Here is a 20,790-nt window from a genome sequence, read left to right as displayed (position 1 = left end):
TTAGGTAGGTCGGTCTACTTAAGTAAAAGTTATGAATGATAAAACAGCAAGACAGAAAATTCTCGATGCAGCAGCAACCTTGTTTTATAACGATGGCATTACTGCAACAGGAATCAATTCAGTTACGGCTAAAGCCGATGTCGCTAAGATGTCGCTTTATAATAATTTTTCTTCAAAAGGCGATCTTGTTGATGCCTATATTGCTGCACGCCATCAAGAGTGGCTCGATCTCTATCAAAAACGTTTAGCAAAAACAAACACAGCTAAAGAAGCCATTTTGGCTGTGTTTGATGCCTATCAGGACCATGCAGAATTTGCCTACGAAAAAGGGTTTCGAGGCTGTGGGTTATTGAATGCTGCCGCAGAGTTTCCAGCGAATAGTGCAGGGCGTAGTTCTGTAAGGCAGCATAAAGAAGAAGTAGAAGCTATTGTTGCTGAGCATTTAAAAAAATTAATACCAGACTCACAGCGCGTTAACTATGTAGCCACCCAGCTTTCTTTTCTTTTAGAAGGTTCTATGGCAAGAGCAGGCTTAGAAGGCAACAGCCGACAACTCCTGTTAGCAAAACAAATGGCAGAAGATATTTTAAATAGAGAATGCCCACATGATTAGCCTCATTAAAAATAGTAGTTATGCAGGCACAATTGCGATTTTGTTTGCTTCTGTTTTGTGGGGAACAACAGGTACGGCGGCAGCATTTGCACCGACACTTGGCCCACTTGCTATTGGCGCTGTAGCGATGGGCGGTGGAGGCCTTTTACAAGCTTTGGTTGCATCACGAGCAATACGCGAAAACCGTCAGTTTATAAGGGAAAATCTTTCAATACTGCTTTTAGGCATAGTGGCGGTGGGTATTTATCCTTTGGCTTTTTATTCTTCAATGCATTATGCAGGCATTACGATTGGCACCGTGGTTTCAATTGGTACTGCTCCACTAATCGCAGCAATTTTAGAACGATTCTTTGATCGCAAAGCTTTATCTACTATTTGGTTTCTAAGTTTTGTGTGCGGTGTGCTTGGTGTAAGTATGTTATCGATGGGGGAAAGTCATGCGGTCCAAGAGAGTACAAATCAATGGAATAAATTCTTCGGTGTTTTTCTTGGGCTGGTCGCTGCTACAACTTATTCGCTTTATTCATGGGCTGCAAAAAGATTAATAGATCGGGGTGTTGCCTCTAAAGCTGCAATGGGCATGATTATGGGAGGTGGAGCGGTTATTTTGCTTCCTACTTTGTTGGTTACAGGTGGAGGGTTACTACAAAGCTCAACCAATCTACTTGTGGCTGGCTATATGATGCTAATTCCTATGTTTTTGGGTTATTTACTTTTTGGATTTGGTCTAAAAACAGTAAATGCCAGCAAAGCGACGACCTTAACTCTATTTGAACCTTTAGTAGCTGCAGTTTTTGCCATCGTTTTGGTGGGTGAGCATGTTTCATGGCTGGGTTGGATAGGCATGTTGCTGATTTTTATTTGTATTTTAATCTTGTCAAAAACTAAGAACGCTTAAAAAACTAAAACTTTTAATGGCTTGAGTTTGATTTGAATTTTTCTTAGTCTTAAAGGCAAGTTTTATCGTTGATTTGAACAATGAAAATAAAATTAATGGTCGTTGTTGGCCTTTGGAGTTTTGCATCTTCGAGTTTTGCTCTAGATTTGGTTGAAGCTTATGAGCGCGCAAAACAAAATGACCCAACGTGGAAAGCCAATCAACAACAATATGAAGCAGATCAACTGAACTTAGGCTTAGCAACGGGAGCGTTATTACCCACTGTCACATTGTCTGGAAACATTACGCGTAATCGACAAACTGTAAAACGTTCAAACTTTCCGGGTGTTGATCAAGAGGGACTTTCCGATGCTTTGGTAAGTAGTACGTCAACGACTCGACAAGCGACTCTCACTGCACGTCAGCCATTATTTCGAATGGATGCTTGGGAAGGTTATAAACAAGTTAAAACTTCGGTTGCCTTAAGTGAAATCACTTTAAGACTACAAAAACAAGATCATGTTTTAAATGTGGCAGAAGCCTATTTTAATGTGTTGCGGCAGCAGGCGTTGAGTGTTGCATACTTACAAGAAGAAAAGGCTTTGCTTGAACAGCTCAATATGATGAATGCCAAACTCAAAGAAGGGTTGGTGGCACGTAGTGATGTGAGTGAAGCAAATGCCCAATATCAAAATGCTAGAGCCAATCGTATTTCAACCAATGTTCAATTACTTTTAGCCCAAGAGCAGCTTTCTGAATATATTGGTTCTTATCAAGATAAACTCGCTGTACTGCGCAGTGATTTTAATTTTCAAAAGCCTTATCCAGCAGAACTTAATGACTGGCTTTCTTTGGCGCAGCAAAAAAACTTAAAGATCCAGCAAGCCCGTTTACAGCAAAAATATAGTGAAGATCAGCGCCGTGTCGAAAAGGCAGCGCTTTATCCTCAAATAGATGCCGTAGCAAGTTATGGCTATACTAAACAAACACCAGAGACACTCATTTCGACTGACGGAAAATTTGATCAGGTCGGGGTAGAAATGAACTGGAATTTATTTAATGGTGGACGGACCCGAACATCAATTAAAAAAGCCACTTTAGAAGTCAGTAAAGCGCAGGCACAACTTGATGCAGCCATTCGCCGTGCCAATGTCGATGTGAAAAGTGCGTTTATGCAGGTAGACACAGATCAAGCCAAACTTGAAGCAAGAAAGGCTGCAATGGATTCATCTTCTTTAGTTTCTCAAGCTTCAAAAGCGAGTTATAACGAAGGCTTAAAAAGTATGGTTGATGTTTTATTGGCGCAGCGTAATGCTTTTTCTGCAAAACAGGATTATCTTAATGCTCAGTATGACTATTTATTGAATGTGCTTCGTTTAAAAGCTGCGGTAGGCCAGTTAGGTGAAAAGGATCTGGTTGAGCTTAATAGCTGGTTAACTTATCAGTAATTAAATGCTTTTATCTGAAATTTAATTTTGTCATAAAAACTTAATGATTGCTGTGTTTTAATGCTCAATCATTTTATTCCCGCGCCATCATGTTGGAGGCTTCCCTTGAGTCCAAGTAATCCGGTGTTAAGCCATCATATTTCTTCTCAATTTAATGAAGATTTGCAAGATGTAAACACAAAGTTTATGACCATGGGTGGCTTGGTCGAACAGCAGGTTGCAAATGCAATTCATTCTTTACTTGATACAGACGCAAATTTAGCGATTGATGTTCAATTTAAAGATAATGCAGTCAATCAGTATGAACGTGATATTGATGAAGGCTTAACGTTGATTTTGGCGCGTCGTCATCCAGCAGCGATTGACTTACGTATGGTGATTGCCATGAGCAAAGCCAATACTGACCTTGAGCGTATTGGTGATGAAGCAGCGAAAATTGCCCGTATTGCACAAAACCTGTGTGAAGAGGGCGGGTCACCGCGTGGCTACATGGAAACACGTCATATTGGTAACCAAGTTCGTGTCATGATTCATGATGCACTTGACGCTTTTGCACGTTTAGATGCAGATCAAGCTTTACGTGTACTTTTAGCGGATGCTGACATTGACCGTGAATATCAATCAGCAACACGTACATTAATGACCTATATGATTGAAGACCCGCGTCATATTGCTCGTGTGATTAATGTCATGTGGGTTTTACGTTCATTAGAGCGTATTGGCGATCATGCACGTAACATTGCTGAGCAAGTGATTTATATGGCGAAAGGCTTTGATGCTCGTCATACCAAAATTGAAGAAATTGAAGCCAAAGTCCACGAAAAGTAATCTTGAGCTGAAATATTTAAAGGCCTTGTTTAAAACAAGGCTTTTTTGTTTTTAAAAAATAATAGATAAAAAAATGTCCCGAACTTTGGGGGGAAGTTCAGGACAGAAAATCAAGTGCATAAACACGACAGGGATCGTGTTCTTCTTGCTATAAAGTGATATTAAGTTCTTCGCTTTTTGATGTCATGTAGAGTCCTGTGCGCTCTATGTAAGGCTTTTTATGTTTGTGTAAGTTTCACGTAAAAAAAGGCGGATCTATGTATATAGACCCGCCTTTTTAATGATGAGTAAACTAAAACAAACCGATTATTCTGGTTTCCAGCCTTCAGCTTTTTCTACACTTTCATCATTATTAAAGAATTTCTCACGTTGTTCTTCCAGAAACTTTTTAGCTTCTGGTTCAAACACGTTTAAACGCTTTTCATTAATGAGCGTAGTTTGATGCTGTAACCATTCTTGCCATGCTTGTTTAGAAACATTTTCAAAAAAATCTTGGCCTTTAGCACCTGGGAAAGGAGCGAAGTCTAAACCTTCCATTTCCTTTTGATATTTACGGCAAAATACTTGGCGACTCATGTTTTATCCTTAAGCGTATAACTGTTCTAAACGTGTATGGGCACGCGCAATTGCAGCTTCAACCTGTTTTGGAGAAGTTCCACCAATATGATCACGAGCATTTACAGAAGCTTCTAGAGTTAAGGCTTTGTCAAACACATCTGCTGTAATTAAGTCAGAGAATTGCTGTAATTGCTCAAGTGTGAGTTCAGATAAGTCTTTTTCTTCCGCAACACCTAATGCAACAGCTTTACCTACAATTTCATGCGCATCACGGAACGCAACGCCTTTTTTCACTAAGTAGTCAGCAAGGTCAGTTGCAGTTGAGAATCCACGAAGAGCAGCTTCACGCATGATTTCAATATTTGGAACCAATGCAGGAATCATGTCTGCAAATGCCATGAGTGAACCACGAACCGTATCGATTGCATCAAATAAAGGTTCTTTGTCTTCTTGGTTATCTTTGTTGTATGCCAATGGTTGACCTTTCATGAGCGTAAGTAAACTAATTAAGTCACCAAATACACGGCCAGATTTACCACGAATAAGTTCTGGAACATCCGGATTCTTCTTCTGTGGCATGATTGAAGAACCAGTACAGAAGCGGTCAGGAATATTCACAAATTTGAACTGCGCAGAAGTCCAAAGAATGAGCTCTTCTGACATACGTGATAAATGCATCATGATAAGCGCAGCAGCAGCATTAAATTCGATGGCAAAGTCACGGTCAGATACAGCATCAAGAGAGTTTTCAGATACAGCTTCAAAACCTAAAAGTTCTGCTGTATAAGCACGGTCAATCGGATAAGTGGTACCAGCAAGAGCAGCTGAACCAAGTGGCATGCGGTTAACACGTTTACGGCAGTCTTGAAGACGTTCAGTGTCACGTACTAACATTTCAAACCATGCTAACAAGTGATGACCAAAAGTCACAGGCTGAGCAGTTTGTAGGTGTGTAAAGCCTGGCATAATTGTATTTACATTTTTGGCAGCCAAGCCTAACAAGCCTTTTTGTAAACGTTCTAATAATTTTAAAATATCATCAATTTCGTCGCGCAGGTAAAGACGAATATCAGTTGCAACCTGATCGTTACGGCTACGGCCTGTGTGTAATTTTTTACCTGTAATGCCAATACGTTGAGTCAAACGTGATTCAATGTTCATGTGAACATCTTCAAGATCGATGCGCCACTCAAAGTTTCCAGCCTCAATTTCTGAGCGAATGGTGCTTAAACCTTCAATAATGTCATCGCGTTCTGCTTCTGTCAGTACGCCAACTTTCGCAAGCATGGTAGCATGCGCAATCGAACCAGCGATGTCTTGCTTATAAAAACGTTGGTCAAACTGAACAGAGGCGGTAAATTCGGCTACAAAAGCGTCCGTCGCTTCAGAAAAACGACCACCCCACATACCTGAGGTTTGGTCTGGGGTTACTGAATTAGGGGGATTTGAAGATGTGGTCATGGTGGCTCAGTAAAATAAAAAAGAGTATATCACTTGCCGAAGCTCAACAAACAAAGTTGTTTCCTACAGCATACCGAAATCAAAATTCCTCCTATTTTTTTACGAAAAGCGGGCGTTGGCAACACTTATTCGAATTAATTATCGCAAGTAATGTTTTGGCACTGGTTTTGGCATTGGCTGAAGCGCAGTCTTGGCAAGCCTTAAGCGGGGGAAGGCTTTTTCAATACATCGTTTTTATTAACTGGGTAATATTGTCCTTTTTTGCATTGGTTGAACGCTTTCAAAGTTTTTTTAGCAGCTTGCGTCAAGAATTTGCTTTGGCTATTGGTTTTGTCATGCTGCAAAGTATTGTTGTTTTGACCACTTTAATGAGTAATTTTTTTCAGTTTGGTCTTTTAAATAAACATGCTTCTTTAACGCAGGGCTGGAGTGTTTATTTTACCAATGTACCTTTATATCTAAGCTATGGAATATTACTCGGGGCTTTTTGCTTACGTTATTTATATGTCAGGGAACAATGGTTGCATCAGCAATATGCCGAGTTAAATGCCCGTATTCAGGCCATGCAAGCACGAATTCATCCTCACTTCTTATTTAATAGTCTAAATAATGTGGTGAGTTTAATTGCGATAGATCCAGATAAAGCAGAAAGCATGCTCATTAGTTTGTCGCGTTTATTTCGAGCAAGTTTCCAAGAATTAAAATTGGTGAGTCTGCAAGAAGAAATCGAGCTGAGTAAACAATATTTAATGATTGAACAGGTCCGTTTGGGAGAACGTTTAAAAGTAGATTGGAAGATCGAGCTTTCATCTGTGCAATTAAAACAGATCACTATTCCTTTATTGACATTACAACCTTTGTTAGAGAATAGTATTTTTCATGGGGTAGAACCAATGATGGGTAAAGCAACCATAGGGGTATTGGTTGAAATATTGCAAAATCAGGTCAGTATAGTCATTACCAACCCATATACAGACGATACAATAAATTCACGGAAAGGGCATGGAATCGCTCTTGAAAATGTTAAGCAGCGCCTGAAAGCGTATTATGGGAACACCGTTAGATTTCAGGTTTATAAAGGTGAAGCTTTATATACCACTATTATGAGCTATCAATATCAAACAAAATAATAAGTCAGTCAGAGTTAACCATAAAAAAATGGACCAAGTTAACGGTGACAAGGAGGATGAATGAAGGTGCTAATTTGTGATGATGAACCACTTGCAGTGGAGCGTTTATCACGTTTAGTTTCAAAGATGGGACATGAGGTTGTATCAACGGCTCATCATGGACAGGAGGCCTTGGAACAGGCACGGCTTCATCAACCGGATGTAATCTTACTTGATATTCAAATGCCAGGTATGAATGGGCTTGTCTGTGCAGAACAGTTAAGTCAACTCAATCCTCGACCTGCGATTGTATTTTGTACCGCCTACGATCAGCATGCATTAGAAGCTTTTAAAGCTCAGGCTCAAGCTTATCTTCTTAAACCGATTGATCCGGTTGAACTTGAGCAAGCTTTAAACCAGCTAACCCAACTTACTCAAGCACAGCTCAATGCATTACCGAATTCTGAGCTTTTACAAGATTTAAAAACACAGCGTCATCAAATAGCCGCAAAAACCTATCGCGGGGTTGAACTGATTCCTGTTGAAAATATCTATTACTTTTTAGCCGATCAGAAATATGTCACTGTGAGACATAAAAATGGCAGTGTGTTAATAGATGAAACATTAAAAGAGCTTGAAACCGAATTCGCAGATCAGTTTATTCGTATTCATCGAAATGCGTTGGTTGCAGTCGCATATTTAGATGGGTTGGAGCTGATCAGTTCGGGGCAATATCAGGTTAGATTGCGCGGTCTTGATGAAAGACTTTCAGTGAGCCGTCGACATTTGTCTACGCTTAGAGAGCGAATTCATCAGCTCTAAATTTAAAAGAGTTATCTTGGACTTGTGAGATTTTACTTGCAATTTTAAGGGATCAAGTTAAGTTTAGGGTGTATTGTTTGACCAGCCCATGCTTGAATTTATGAAAACCTTGAAAATTGCTACACGACAAAGCCCACTTGCTCTTTGGCAGGCAGAACATATTCGTGCCCGTTTAGAGGAGCTTCACCCTGATTTAACGGTTGAACTGGTTAAATTTGTCACGCAGGGCGATAAAATTTTAGATACGCCTTTAGCAAAAATTGGGGGCAAAGGGCTGTTTGTTAAAGAATTAGAAGTAGCACTTTTAGATGGGCGTGCAGACTTAGCCGTACATTCAATGAAAGATGTCCCAATGGCTTTGCCTGAAGGTTTAACTTTAGCAGTAATTTGTGAGCGTGAAGATCCGTTAGATGCTTTTGTTTCAAATCAGTTTGAAAAATTCGCTGATTTACCACAAGGTGCAAAAGTCGGTACATCAAGCTTGCGTCGAAAATCGCAGATTTTAAAACAACGTCCTGATTTGCAAATTATTGACTTGCGTGGAAATGTTGGCACACGTTTGGCGAAGCTAGATGAAGGTCAATACGATGCGATTATTCTGGCCAGTGCCGGTTTGAAGCGTTTAGGATTGTCGGAACGTATCCGTCATTCTTTAACACCAGATATTAGTTTGCCTGCTGTGGGACAAGGTGCATTGGGTTTAGAGTGCCGTGCAGCTGACCAAGATGTATTGGCTTTAATTCAACCTTTATTACACGAAGAAACAGATGTTTGTGTACGTGCTGAACGTGCATTTAATGCCTATCTTGAAGGCGGTTGTCAGGTCCCAATTGCAGGTTATGCCACACTGCAAAATGGTCAAATCCATATCGAAGGTCGTGTCGGAAGCCCTGATGGACAAACATTATTGCGTGCTGAACTAACAGATGAAGCCAGCAATGCTCATCAATTGGGCGAAAACCTTGCTCGAAACTTACTTGATCAAGGTGCGGGCGAGCTATTAAAGGCCCTCTACTAAACCATGTTGTTTATTAATACTCGACCTGATTCTCGTGCAGCTGAATTAACAGAAGCTTTGCAAAATGAAGGTTATCAGGTTGAGTCTTTACCTCTTTTAGAGCTCGTTGCTAAGCCCTTTTCTGAACACTTACTTCAGCTTTACCAACAGTTAATTAAGGCGCAAGCTATTGTGGTCGTCAGCCCAACCGCTGTTGAAGTGGGTATGGAGTATTTAGTAAAAAGCGGTTTAAAAGTTAGCGATTTAAAGCATATTCAGTGGATTGCTGTAGGGCAAGCAACAGCCAATTGTCTAAACGAATATGGAATAGAAGCACATATCCCAGATGTTGAAACTTCTGAAGGAATGTTGAACCTACCTATTCTGCACAATATGCAACAGACGGGTAGTGTGGTTTTTTGGCGAGGAGAAGGTGGACGCCAATTTATGATGGAGACCTTGCAACAACAAGGAATTCAGATTTTAAATTTTGTTCTATATCATCGGCAATGCCCAGAAGCTTCATATTCTAAATTCAAACATCTGACACAGAATTCAAATTATAATTTAAATAAATGGCTCGTCTTAATTACCAGTGAAGCGAGCTGGAAATATTGGTTAGAGCTTTGTTCAAAAAATAATGTACAACCTGATGGTGTATATCTGGTTTTAGGACCCCGTCTTTTTCAAATTGTTAAAGAGTATCGCGATCAGCAACAGGCTCATTTTCACATTATTCAACTTGAAAATTTATCGCCTTCGGGGATGATTCATCACATTCAGGCATTATAAGGATTCGTATGAGAAAACTTGTTTCTATCATCATTTTACTGGGCGTAGCTTGGTTGGCTAAGCTCAGTTACGATATGTGGCAAATTTCTCGTACTGTTCCCGAGCTTAAACAAAGTCTGCTGCAATCAGAACAGCACTATGCCAATTTAAATGATCAATTGGTTGCTTTACAGCGACAGTTGCAGAATCAACCCGTAAGTACAGGGAATAGAACCAATTCAGTAGTTCAACCGGATGCTCCACCGACAGGTATTGCACCTACAGTTTTAATTAAACAAAAGTTAGATTTAATTCAATTTGCGATTGATCAGCAGCAGTTGATTTATGCAGTTGATCAATTAAATCAGTTACAGCAATCGCTCATACACTATGAAATTGCTCCTGCATTGCAGCATAGCTTGAATCAATCGCTCGAGCAGGATAAACAGGCAGTTCAACAGTTTACTTTGGCTCAAAATCAACGCCATCAATTAATCGATGATTTATTACAGAACATTGATAAGAATATTCAACAAGCCTTAAGCCAGCCTAAACTTGAAATGGATCAATCCGAGACTGTGTCTTGGTGGAAAAAGTGGTTCCGTATAGAAAAAGTAGAAACGCCGTCTATTAATTTAATGAGTCGAAGCGTTGTGCTTAAAGAAGTGCAATTAAGATTGTTAATTGCCGAACAGGCACTCAATCAAGGAAAAATGACTGAGTATCAAAATGAGTTGCAATCTGTGATGCAAAAGTTAGATGAAATGCCTGATGCAACCAGTCAGCAGTTAAAAAAACGTATTGCTAAAGTGGCACATTTATCTGTGGTGCCAGTTCCTAAACTCTCTACACTTGGGCTAATCGGCTCATAAGGAGGATATATGAAACACCTCCTGTGGGTTTATTTCGTAATCAGCTTAATACTCTTTGCAGCCCTAGCTTTATTTAGTTATGGCTATGGAATGGGGTATGTCTATATTTACTGGCGACAATTGCAGCTGCAAACAAATGTCTGGGGATTAACTCTTACTTTTGTAGTGATGAGTTTTATTGCTCAACTCTTATGGCTGTGGATTAAACGTTATTCATCTCGTGAACAAAGAAAAAGTGAAAACATCTTCCAATTTAAAAACCTTCATCCTTATGAACAATTAGGTATCGTTTGGCTGTTAGAAGCGGCCGAAGATCAACGTGTATTTATTGAGCGTGTTTTTACTCAATCAGGACTTTTAAAAAATATTATTGATGCCAAGTTTCTGGTTTTAAACGGCGACTATCCAAAAGCCTTGGCTGCTCTTGATCAATCACCACCTATGGCATTTGAATTGGCTGAGTTACAGCGAATTGAAATCTTTTTAGCCGAAAATGAAGCCGATCGTGCATTAACTCATCTCGAATTTTTATATCAACACCAGTTATCACCGTGGTTACAAGAAATAGAAACTGCCTACCAGCAAAAATTAACGGCCTTATGGGGGCAATTAGCGCTGCAACATCCATGGGTATATTTACGGTCCATGAAATATGGCTTATTAGATGCTGAGCATCGTGATTTATGGCTGCAGCAACTTCTTCAACAATTTGATCAAGCTTCTATTGATGACTTACATGCCTTACAGCAACGTTATTTAGATTTAGAGTCTGAAATTCAAACTCGACCTTATAGCAGTAAGTTGTTATGGCTAAAACTATTAGCACGTATGCCTGATATGAGCATGCAACATGCGGCTTTAACACTACACTTGTTAAAAGAGCAGTTTGACCCAGAAGTATTTTATCTATGGTTTCAGCAACAGTTGCTTAAACAAGTTCCAGACTATGCCGATGTTGAAGAAAAAATTATTCAGTTTGAAAATCAATATATGAATTTGCCTGTTTTAACCTTTGCAAAATGGCATGTCTATATGGCAACTGGACGTCAAGCAGAAGCTGAAACATTATTATCATTATATCCAGATAATATTTTAATGAGCTATTTACGTATTAAGTCTACGCTTAAAGAAGATGAAGTGTTAATCAAACAGTTAAATCTAATCTTTGAAAATGATGCAAATTTTTTAAAGTTTAAAATATGAGGTAAAAATGAAAGAACTGTCTGTCTACCCGATAATATATGAACAGAAAGTCGCATGGGGAGATATGGACGCTTTTGGTCATGTCAATAATGTACAATATTATCGATATATTGAAAGCTCACGTATTTTATATATGGAAGCAATAAATATATTAACTCCTCAAATATATCCTGTTGTAGCTTCAAGTCAGTGTAAATATTTAAGACCTGTTTTTTATCCCGATGTATTGAAAGTAGGAGTTCGTGTGGAAGAGCTCCGTAATAGCGCATTCCGTATGGCTTATATATTGTGGAGTGAAACCCAACAACAAATAGTCGCTACTGGTGAAGCTGTTATGGTATGCGTAGATAAATTAACAGAACGAAAATGTGAAATACCACAGGAAATAAAACAAAAAATTATTGAGCTAGAAAAATCAGTTGGGCATGACTTAATACATTTATCTTAAATAAATATTAATAAAATATATTTCATTTATAATTGGTAATGTAATTAAAAGGTAATTTTTTTGGTTATTCTGATGAACACGGCTTTCAAACTATTGCTTATTGAATAGATTATAAATAATATTGGTCTTGATTTTATGTTTTTAAATTTTGTCTGTATTATTTTGAATTGTCTGTAAGACTGGAGTATTTATTAATGAAACCGGATATCAGTGAATTATCTGTTGAAGAGTTAAAACGCTTACAAGAAGAAGCAGAAGCTTTAATTGCAAGTAAAAAAGATCAAGCAATCGAAGATGCTTATAATCAAATTATCGAGATTGCTGAAAATGTAGGTTTCAGTGTTGAACAACTTCTTGAGTTTGGTGCTCAAAAACGTAAGAAAACAACTCGTAAATCTGTTGAGCCTCGTTACCGCAACAAAAACAATGCTGAAGAGACTTGGACTGGTCGCGGTAAACAACCACGCTGGTTAGTTGCTGAAATTGAAAAAGGCGCAAAACTTGAAGATTTCTTAATCTAATCAAATTGCCGTTTTTAAAAGCCAAGCAAATTTGCTTGGCTTTTTTATTGATAAAAATATCTCAAAATTTTGCTATAAATATTATTTAAAAAATTGAGTGTTTAAATTGCTCTTTAAATGAATTGTTGAGATCAAATGTGCATTTAGTTCATTGAGCGTCAAGTTTTCATGATTTTGTCATACGTTCAACTTATAGTCTTAATACCGAAGCCAAGCCCGATTGCTTGGTTTTTTTATATGAAGTGAATTGGCGATGTTGAAAAAGTATGCATAATGTCAGACTAGGGAGCTACTCTCAAAATAAGGACGATAATTTGCATGTTGGTAAGGCTGAATGAAGAAAAAGTCTAAGCAATGGAAGTGGTGGTTTTTTGCCCTCATTGCATTTTTAATTTTTATTATTTTACAGATCCCGGCGACGTGGCTTATTTCTAAATTTTCAAAGAATAATCAAACTCTACACAATGTAAGTGGAAATATCTGGCAAGGCCAAGCAGATTGGCGGCGTGGTACTTTGAGAGGCTCGATTCATTGGAAAACTAGACCTCTAGACCTGTTTTTATTAAGGTTCGCTGCTGATGTAGATATCCATAGTGGAAATACCCAATTAGCTGGGATAATGGGCTATGGTGTGGGGAAAAAAGTAATTGTAAAGGCTATGAATGGTCAGGTTGCACCTGAAACATTAAAACAAATTGTGAATTGGCAATGGCCTGCGAACAGCATTCAACTGAAAGATATTGAGTTTAATTATAAGAAAGAGCAGGGGTTCGCAGCAGTTGATGGTCAATTACATTGGGGTGGTGGTGCTTTAATTTATAATATTGGTGATCGTCAAGACCGTATGAATATGCCTTCTTTAAATGGGCAATTAACGGATCAGAATGGACAATTACAAGTTGATATACGTGATCAACGCAGTCAAAAAATGGCGAATCTTTTATTAGATGCCAACATGATGCTTGATGTACAGCTTACCCAAAGGTTATTACTTAATATCCCATCTTATGATGGAAAAGCTGGTTTAGATACGTTTGTCATTAGTTCTCGTCAACCCTTAATACAAGGGGGTAACTAATGAAAGTATGGATTGAAAAATTACAGCAATTACAGTGGCAAAAATTAGATCGGTTAAGTGTAGTTGTATTTGCCTTTTTGGTTTTATGGTTGTGTTGGAAATTAGCTTCATTATTTTGGTGGGTAATTGCCCCTCCTCAAATGATGCAATTTGATCGAGTCGAGTTAGGATCACAGCAGCCACAAATTCCTAACATTAGTACTTTTTCGCTTTTTAATGAACCTTCAGCCAATGCAGCTCAGGAAAATGTCAACCTAGAATTACAAGGCGTAATGCTGGGTTATCCGAACCGTTTTTCTTCGGCTGTTATTAAGCTAGATAATATTGCTGACCGATATCGGGTAGGAGAAACAATAGGTTCTACATCTTATCAGTTAGCAGAAGTTTATTGGGATCACGTGATATTGCGTCAAGGTAATGGAAGTACTCGTGAACTTCAGTTTAAAGGTTTGCCAAACGGGTTATATCAACCTATGACGCCAGATGTTTTACAGCCAACTGCTACTGCACCTCAGTCATCGGCACCTGTTAATACGACTCAAGAGGCGTTAGGGCAGGCCATTCAGCAAATGCAAGGCAACCGTGAACAATATCTACGTGACATGGGTGTTAGTGGGAACTCCAGTGAGGGTTTTGAAGTTACAGAACGTACACCCACTGCGCTTCGAAATAAGTTAGGTTTAAGGCCGGGTGATCGGATTGTTTCTTTAAACGGTCAAACGGTTGGGCAGGGACAAACGGATGTGCAGTTACTTGAACAGGCTCGTCGAGCTGGGCAAGTTAAAATAGAAATAAAACGTGGTGATCAAGTGATGACCATACAACAAAATTTTTAGTGATAACACGTCACCATAAGAGTTAGGAATTATCGCAAGTTATGGCTTTATTGAATCATCAACGTCCACTTTGGGCATTACTTGCAGCAGCCCCATTGATTGCGACAGTGAGCAGCAGCGTCTATGCCCAAACATGGAAGATCAATTTACGTGATGCTGACTTAACTGCTTTTATTAATGAAGTGGCAGACATTACGGGTAAAAACTTTGCAGTAGATCCACGAGTACGTGGTAATGTCACAGTAATATCGAATAAACCCCTCAATAAAAATGAAGTTTACGACCTATTCCTTGGGGTCTTAAATGTGAATGGAGTGGTGGCAATTCCTTCGGGCAACACCATTAAACTGGTTCCAGATAGCAATGTTAAAAATTCGGGAATTCCTTACGACTCACGAAATAAATTGCGTGGTGATCAGATTGTTACCCGAGTCATTTGGCTTGAAAATACCAATCCTAATGATTTAATTCCAGCACTTCGGCCTTTAATGCCACAATTTGCGCATATGGCTGCAATTGCAGGGACTAATGCGCTGATTGTTTCGGACCGTGCGGCAAATATTTATCAACTTGAAAATATTATTCGTAATCTGGATGGCACTGGCCAGAATGATATTGAGGCAATAGGCCTTCAATCGAGCCAAGCTGAAGAAATCATTACTCAACTGGAGGCGATGAGTGCTACTGGAGCATCTAAAGATTTTAATGGTGCACGGATCCGTATTATTGCAGACAATCGAACCAATCGTATTTTAGTTAAGGGTGATCCTGAAACACGTAAGCGTATTCGCCACATGATTGAAATGCTGGATGTGCCTTCGGCCGACCGTTTAGGTGGTTTAAAAGTTTTTCGCTTGAAATATGCAAGTGCAAAAAATTTATCTGAAATTTTACAAGGTCTTGTAACAGGACAAGCTGTTTCTTCGTCAAATGGAGGTGGAGCACCAGCTTCTCCTAGTGTGGTAAATAGTTCAATGGTTAATGGGCAGAGTTCTGGTTCCTCTGGCTCTTCAATTAGTACTCCATCAATTAGCCTTAATAATAGCTCTAATGGTAATCAGAGTAATATTACAAGTTTTAGTCAAGGAGGGGTGAGCATTATTGCTGATAATGCTCAAAACTCACTTGTTGTAAAAGCTGATCCTCAATTGATGCGTGAAATAGAATCTGCGATCCAGCAGCTCGATATTCGCCGTCAGCAAGTGTTAATCGAAGCCGCTATTATTGAGGTTTCGGGGGATGATGCTGATCAGCTTGGAATTCAGTGGGCCTTAGGTGATTTATCCAGTGGAATTGGTCTGCTTAGCTTTAGTAATGTAGGCGCTAGTTTAGCATCTATAGCTGCTGGATACCTATCAAGTGGTGCGACGGGTGCTGCAGGCGCTATAGCAGCTGGTAAAAATAACGGTGATGGTGCAACTTTCGCTTTAGGAAATTTTGAGAATTCTCGTAAGGCTTATGGTGCATTAATTCAAGCGCTTAAAACTAATACCAAATCAAATTTGCTTTCGACACCATCTATTGTAACTATGGATAATGAAGAGGCTTATATTGTTGTGGGGCAAAATGTTCCTTTTGTAACAGGTTCTGTTTCGACGGGGTCTTCTGGAACAGTAAATCCTTATACAACAGTGGAGCGTAAAGATGTCGGTGTGACCTTAAAAGTTATACCTCATATTGGTGAAGGCGGGACAGTTAGGCTTGAAGTGGAGCAAGAAGTTTCTAATGTTCAATCAAGTAAAGGACAGGCTGCTGACTTAATTACCAATAAACGTGCTATTAAAACTGCTGTTTTAGCTGAACATGGACAGACTGTTGTTTTAGGTGGCTTAGTGTCTGATGATGTTGAATTTAATAATCAGGGTATTCCTGGGTTAAGTAGTATTCCTTATTTAGGCCGTTTATTTCGTTCAGATACTAGAAGCAATGTAAAACGTAATCTTCTTGTTTTTATCCACCCAACAATTGTGGGTGATGCAAATGATGTGCGCCGTTTGTCTCAGCAGCGCTATAGCCAACTTTATAGCTTGCAATTGGCTATGGATAAAAACGGCAATTTTGCAAAATTACCTGAGCGGGTTGATGATGTCTACAATCAAAAGATGACACCACCTAGTATTGCCTCTCAGCCAAAAAATTATCAACAGGTTCCTTCAGGTGGAAAAACCTCGACGGTAACTACACCTGTAGCGGTAGAGCCAGCAGTTCAAAAGCAAACCTTGCAGTTACCTGACCCTGAAGTTAATCGTACTAAAAATACAGTAACAACAACGACACTGCGCCCAAGCACAGCACAGTAGTAGCATGTTATGATTGATAAAAAATGAATAGGACATACGCATGACTTGGAAACTACAAGCAATTACTGGTGAAATTACTGGCCAAGAAATTAATGTTGATCGTGATATGTTGGTAGGGCGTCATCAAGATGCTGATGTGTTGTTACAAGCTGCTGAAATTTCACGTCGCCATGCTGCATTGCTTCTAAAAGATCAAGCGCTATGGGTGCAAGACCTTAATTCATCCAATGGCACATTTGTGAATGATATTCGTATTGAGCAAGAAAAGCAGCTACATGATGGTGATATTGTTCAGTTTGCTAGTTTTAAATTTTCTGTACTAGCGCCTGCACAGAAAATCACGGAATTACCTGAAATTGAAGCCGAACCTGTAAATACAACATCCTCTCCAGATTTAAGCGATCAAGGAATGCCGAGCCTTGCAGAGCGTGCCGCAGAAGTAGAAGTTCGTCGCGATGGTATGCCGCAGAATATTTCTATTCCAAAACCTGCACCTATTCCAGAGGGTGTAGATATTAATGCGCAACAGCAAACACCTATCGCTTTTGATGAGCCAGTTTCTCGTGTTGCAGAAGAAAAAGAGCAACAGAAGAATGCCTCAGTTGGTTTAATCACTATTATTATTTTAGTAATTTTAGCTGTATTAGCATGGTTGTTCTTTAAATAATCCGTTGCTGCTTTTACAATCAAGGCATGCTAAACGCATGCCTTTTTAATTTTGAGTAGAAAAAAGATGTCTGTTGCACAACTAAGTAAGCGCGATTTAATTTTATTTGATCTAGATGGGACATTGGTTGATTCTGCTGCTGATTTGTATCGGTCTATGAATTTAAGTTTAGAGGCGCTAAGTTGGCCATTGGTAACAGAAGTCCAAATACGAGAATGGGTGGGTAAAGGAGCTTCAAAACTCTGTGAAAGTGTTCTGCTTCATATTTTTGGAAAATTAGATCCTGAACAACATAAAGTCTTATTACAAAAATTTATTGATATATATAGTGTAGAACTTTGTGTAAATACTCAAATTTATCCTGGTGTAACCGAGTTTTTAAAGCATTGTAAAACTTTGAATATACAAATGGCATGCGTTACCAATAAGCCTGTACAACTTGCTCAAGGTTTGCTTGATGCTTTACAGCTCTCTCCATATTTTCAAGTCGTACTTGGTGGGGATAGCTTACCAGAGAGAAAGCCTCATCCATTGCCATTATTGCATTGCATGCAAAGCCTAAAAATATCTGCTTCACAATCATTAATGATTGGCGATTCAAGTAATGATATTGAGGCTGCGCGTCGTGCTGGAATTGATTGTATTGTGGTTAGCTATGGCTATAATCATGGAGAAAATATCTATGATTGCCAACCTCAGCAAGTTGTTGATAGTCTTGCTGAGTTAATTATCTAATGAATGAAATGGAGATCAGAATGAATAAGCGTATGGTTTTTCGATGGCGTGTCTAAACCGAATCTAGAAAAACACACTTTTAAATCGAAACCATATTAGAGAAAATTCATGACAACATTAGCGCAATTTGAGCAACTCAAGGCTGCTGGTTACAACACGATTCCAGTTTATCGCCAACGCTTAGCAGATACAGAAACCCCTTTATCTGTTTTCGCTCGTTTTAAAGACCACACGCAAGCTTATTTATTTGAGTCAGTCGAAGGTGGCGAAAATTGGGCGCGCTATTCTATGATTGGTTTAGGTGAGTCGACGGTTTTCTCATGTAATGCAGGTGTTCTGTCTATACAACATGCTGATGGTTCAATTACTCAACAAGATTGCCAAGACCCATTTCAGTATATTCGTGAATTTCAGAAGCAATTTAAAGTGCCATCTGCTGAGCTCTTGCCAAATTTACCGAGTTTTACGGGCGGATTAGTAGGTTATTTAGGCTATGATGCAGTCCGTTATATCGAGCCACGTTTAAAGAATGTTCCTACAGCTGACCCAATTACATTGCCGGATTTATGGTTAATGCTATCAAAGACAGTCATAGTCTTTGATAACCTTAAAGATACTTTATTTTTAATTGTTCATGCGGATACAGAGCAAAGTAATGCTTATGAAGACGCTCAGCAAAAACTAGATCAATTGGAAAAGTTGTTAGCTACTCCAGTTAGTTTGCAAGCTAAGCCGCATACACCTCCACATTTTGAATCTATCACTGGTAAAGCAAAATTTTTAGAGACAGTCGAAAAAGTTAAAGAATATATACGCGCTGGTGATGTGATGCAGGTTGTTCCGGGACAGCGCATGGTTTCTGATTTCGATGGGGAGGCTTTACAGGTTTATCGTGCTTTACGTCATTTGAACCCATCGCCTTATTTATTTTTGGTGCAAGGGCAAACGATTACTGATAAAAAGCCATTCCATATTGTAGGGTCGTCGCCAGAAATTCTTTCTCGTTTGGAAAATGGCATTGCTACAGTTCGGCCTTTAGCGGGGACCAGACCGCGTGGTAAAACTAAAGAAGAAGATATTGCGCTAGAAAAAGATTTGCTTTCTGACGAAAAAGAAATCGCTGAGCATTTAATGTTGATTGACCTTGGTCGAAATGATGTGGGACGCGTATCAAAAATAGGTAAGGTCCAAGTAACGGATCAAATGGTGATTGAACGCTATTCACATGTCATGCACATTGTCTCAAATGTGCAAGGCGAAGTTCGTGACGATATCGATGCGCTAGATGTATTTAAAGCAACTTTCCCAGCAGGTACTTTATCGGGTGCACCAAAAATTCGTGCAATGGAAATTATTGATGAAGTTGAGCCTGTGAAAAGAGGTGTGTTTGGTGGGGCAGTGGGATATTTAGGATGGCACGGCGAAATGGATATGTCGATTGCAATCCGTACTTGTGTTATTCGAGATAAAAAGGTCTATGTACAGGCTGGAGCAGGCTTGGTAGCGGACTCAAATCCTGAATCTGAATGGAATGAAACGCAAATAAAAGCTCGCGCAGTGATCAAAGCGGTTGAATTATCATCAAACGGATTGATTTTATGAGTTTTTAGCGGTTTTTTTAAAAAAACCGCTTGCATCGTTTGGAAGTTTTGCTAAACTGCACACCGTTCCGATACGAAACGTACGAAACACTAAGAAGAGCCGGCATAGCTCAGTTGGTAGAGCAACTGACTTGTAATCAGTAGGTCCACAGTTCGAATCCGTGTGCCGGCACCATCTTAAAGGTGTGTAGTGGTGAAGTAAAGAACAACACTGAAATAAGTGTGATATGGTGAGATTCCCGAGCGGTCAAAGGGGGCGGACTGTAACTCCGCTACGAAAGTTTCGAAGGTTCGAATCCTTCTCTCACCACCATTAACTTCGATTGAAGTGGTATATATACCAACACAGTGCGGGAGTAGCTCAGTTGGTAGAGCGGCAGCCTTCCAAGCTGCATGTCGCGAGTTCGATCCTCGTCTCCCGCTCCATCGAAGGATAATCGCTCTTATAGCTCAGTGGTAGAGCACTCCCTTGGTAAGGGAGAGGTCTCGAGTTCAAATCTCGATAAGAGCTCCAGATACAGTTTAGTAGATTTTCTACAAAGATTTAAAAAGCAGGCTTATTAGTCTGCTTTTCAAGTATTGGGTGTTTGATTTTTTAGGCGATATGTCGATGCTGAGTTTTTGCTCAGAATTGTGTTCGACGTAAACGAGGACTATAAACATGGCTAAGGCTAAGTTTGAACGTAATAAGCCACACGTAAACGTGGGCACAATCGGTCACGTTGACCATGGTAAAACAACTTTAACTGCTGCGATTGCAACAATTTGTGCAAAAACTTACGGCGGTGAAGCGAAAGATTACTCACAAATCGACTCAGCACCTGAAGAAAAAGCACGTGGTATTACAATTAATACTTCACACGTAGAATACGATTCTCCAATTCGTCACTACGCGCACGTTGACTGCCCAGGCCACGCCGATTACGTTAAAAACATGATTACTGGTGCTGCTCAGATGGACGGCGCGATCCTTGTTTGTGCTGCGACTGACGGTCCAATGCCACAAACTCGTGAACACATCCTTCTTTCTCGTCAGGTTGGTGTA

At 39.5% G+C, this 20,790-nt stretch carries 21 protein-coding genes and 4 tRNA genes; 23 read left to right on the top strand and 2 right to left on the bottom strand.

The window, feature by feature from the left end; genetic code table 11:
• Positions 1-31: 31 nt before the first annotated feature.
• The 4 genes from J663_RS17170 to phoU all read left to right on the top strand — a co-directional run bounded on the left by J663_RS17170 (position 32) and on the right by phoU (position 3,766).
• Positions 32-613, top strand: coding sequence for a TetR/AcrR family transcriptional regulator (locus tag J663_RS17170; protein WP_033851220.1), 582 nt, complete (start codon positions 32-34; stop codon positions 611-613).
• Entirely contained in the window at positions 606-1,511 is a 906-nt protein-coding gene (locus J663_RS17165; protein WP_033851218.1) for a DMT family transporter, read from the top strand. The genes J663_RS17170 and J663_RS17165 overlap by 8 nt, the downstream gene beginning before the upstream one ends.
• Before the next feature lie 95 nt (positions 1,512-1,606).
• Positions 1,607-2,938, top strand: a complete 1,332-nt coding sequence (locus tag J663_RS17160; RefSeq protein WP_081404801.1) for a TolC family outer membrane protein — start codon at positions 1,607-1,609, stop codon at positions 2,936-2,938.
• Between the two features lie 105 nt (positions 2,939-3,043).
• The gene (gene phoU / locus J663_RS17155; RefSeq protein ID WP_000075183.1) at positions 3,044-3,766 is read left to right on the top strand and encodes a phosphate signaling complex protein PhoU; all 723 of its coding nucleotides are present in this window, start codon (positions 3,044-3,046) and stop codon (positions 3,764-3,766) included.
• 306 nt (positions 3,767-4,072) lie between these two features.
• On the opposite strand, the gene J663_RS17150 is transcribed toward phoU, so the two are convergent.
• The gene (locus tag J663_RS17150; protein WP_000089995.1) at positions 4,073-4,342 is read right to left on the bottom strand and encodes an oxidative damage protection protein; all 270 of its coding nucleotides are present in this window, start codon (positions 4,340-4,342) and stop codon (positions 4,073-4,075) included.
• A gap of 9 nt (positions 4,343-4,351) precedes the next feature.
• Positions 4,352-5,785 (bottom strand): argininosuccinate lyase, encoded by a 1,434-nt coding sequence (gene argH / locus J663_RS17145; RefSeq protein WP_002121138.1) that lies wholly within the window; start codon positions 5,783-5,785, stop codon positions 4,352-4,354.
• Between argH and J663_RS17140 the strand changes: the two genes are divergently transcribed.
• The 19 genes from J663_RS17140 to J663_RS17050 form a co-directional block, all read left to right on the top strand.
• Positions 5,776-6,915 (top strand): sensor histidine kinase, encoded by a 1,140-nt coding sequence (locus J663_RS17140; RefSeq protein ID WP_033851214.1) that lies wholly within the window; start codon positions 5,776-5,778, stop codon positions 6,913-6,915. The genes argH and J663_RS17140 overlap by 10 nt on opposite strands.
• A 60-nt stretch (positions 6,916-6,975) precedes the next feature.
• Positions 6,976-7,716 carry a LytR/AlgR family response regulator transcription factor gene (locus J663_RS17135; RefSeq protein ID WP_017385879.1) on the top strand — a complete coding sequence of 247 codons (741 nt, stop codon included), beginning with the start codon at positions 6,976-6,978 and terminating at the stop codon, positions 7,714-7,716.
• A 100-nt stretch (positions 7,717-7,816) separates the two neighbouring features.
• Positions 7,817-8,734, top strand: coding sequence for a hydroxymethylbilane synthase (hemC, locus tag J663_RS17130; RefSeq protein ID WP_033851288.1), 918 nt, complete (start codon positions 7,817-7,819; stop codon positions 8,732-8,734).
• 3 nt (positions 8,735-8,737) lie between these two features.
• Positions 8,738-9,505, top strand: a complete 768-nt coding sequence (locus tag J663_RS17125; protein WP_033851212.1) for a uroporphyrinogen-III synthase — start codon at positions 8,738-8,740, stop codon at positions 9,503-9,505.
• 8 nt (positions 9,506-9,513) lie between these two features.
• Positions 9,514-10,356 carry a hypothetical protein gene (locus tag J663_RS17120; RefSeq protein WP_033851211.1) on the top strand — a complete coding sequence of 281 codons (843 nt, stop codon included), beginning with the start codon at positions 9,514-9,516 and terminating at the stop codon, positions 10,354-10,356.
• A gap of 9 nt (positions 10,357-10,365) precedes the next feature.
• Complete coding sequence (locus J663_RS17115) at positions 10,366-11,559, top strand: membrane protein (protein WP_033851209.1); 1,194 nt, start codon at positions 10,366-10,368, stop codon at positions 11,557-11,559.
• 7 nt (positions 11,560-11,566) lie between these two features.
• Positions 11,567-12,007, top strand: coding sequence for an acyl-CoA thioesterase (locus J663_RS17110; RefSeq protein ID WP_033851207.1), 441 nt, complete (start codon positions 11,567-11,569; stop codon positions 12,005-12,007).
• 194 nt (positions 12,008-12,201) lie between these two features.
• Positions 12,202-12,528 (top strand): H-NS family nucleoid-associated regulatory protein, encoded by a 327-nt coding sequence (locus J663_RS17105; RefSeq protein WP_000801427.1) that lies wholly within the window; start codon positions 12,202-12,204, stop codon positions 12,526-12,528.
• A 334-nt stretch (positions 12,529-12,862) separates the two neighbouring features.
• Positions 12,863-13,606 (top strand): type II secretion system protein N, encoded by a 744-nt coding sequence (gene gspN / locus J663_RS17100; protein ID WP_033851205.1) that lies wholly within the window; start codon positions 12,863-12,865, stop codon positions 13,604-13,606.
• Entirely contained in the window at positions 13,606-14,442 is an 837-nt protein-coding gene (locus J663_RS17095) for a type II secretion system protein N (protein WP_033851203.1), read from the top strand. Before gspN ends, J663_RS17095 begins: the two co-directional genes overlap by 1 nt.
• Positions 14,443-14,483: 41 nt before the next feature.
• Positions 14,484-16,742 carry a type II secretion system secretin GspD gene (gene gspD / locus J663_RS17090; protein ID WP_033851202.1) on the top strand — a complete coding sequence of 753 codons (2,259 nt, stop codon included), beginning with the start codon at positions 14,484-14,486 and terminating at the stop codon, positions 16,740-16,742.
• 40 nt (positions 16,743-16,782) lie between these two features.
• Positions 16,783-17,409, top strand: coding sequence for an FHA domain-containing protein (locus tag J663_RS17085; RefSeq protein ID WP_005065779.1), 627 nt, complete (start codon positions 16,783-16,785; stop codon positions 17,407-17,409).
• Positions 17,410-17,475: 66 nt separating this feature from the next.
• Complete coding sequence (locus J663_RS17080) at positions 17,476-18,144, top strand: phosphoglycolate phosphatase (protein ID WP_005079407.1); 669 nt, start codon at positions 17,476-17,478, stop codon at positions 18,142-18,144.
• 108 nt (positions 18,145-18,252) lie between these two features.
• The gene (gene trpE / locus J663_RS17075; RefSeq protein WP_033851199.1) at positions 18,253-19,746 is read left to right on the top strand and encodes an anthranilate synthase component I; all 1,494 of its coding nucleotides are present in this window, start codon (positions 18,253-18,255) and stop codon (positions 19,744-19,746) included.
• A gap of 98 nt (positions 19,747-19,844) precedes the next feature.
• A tRNA-Thr gene (locus J663_RS17070) sits at positions 19,845-19,920 on the top strand.
• Between the two features lie 54 nt (positions 19,921-19,974).
• Positions 19,975-20,058 (top strand) — tRNA-Tyr (locus J663_RS17065).
• 37 nt (positions 20,059-20,095) lie between these two features.
• Positions 20,096-20,171 (top strand) — tRNA-Gly (locus J663_RS17060).
• Positions 20,172-20,184: 13 nt separating this feature from the next.
• Positions 20,185-20,259, top strand: a tRNA-Thr gene (locus J663_RS17055).
• A gap of 147 nt (positions 20,260-20,406) precedes the next feature.
• Positions 20,407-20,790 (top strand): GTP-binding protein (locus tag J663_RS17050; protein ID WP_031982150.1); only part of this gene is annotated, 384 nt, incomplete at its 3' end.

The sequence above is a fragment of the Acinetobacter sp. 826659 genome (assembly GCF_000588515.1).
Classification (GTDB): Bacteria; Pseudomonadota; Gammaproteobacteria; order Pseudomonadales; family Moraxellaceae; genus Acinetobacter; species Acinetobacter pittii.
This window is presented reverse-complemented; position numbering and strand designations above follow the sequence as displayed.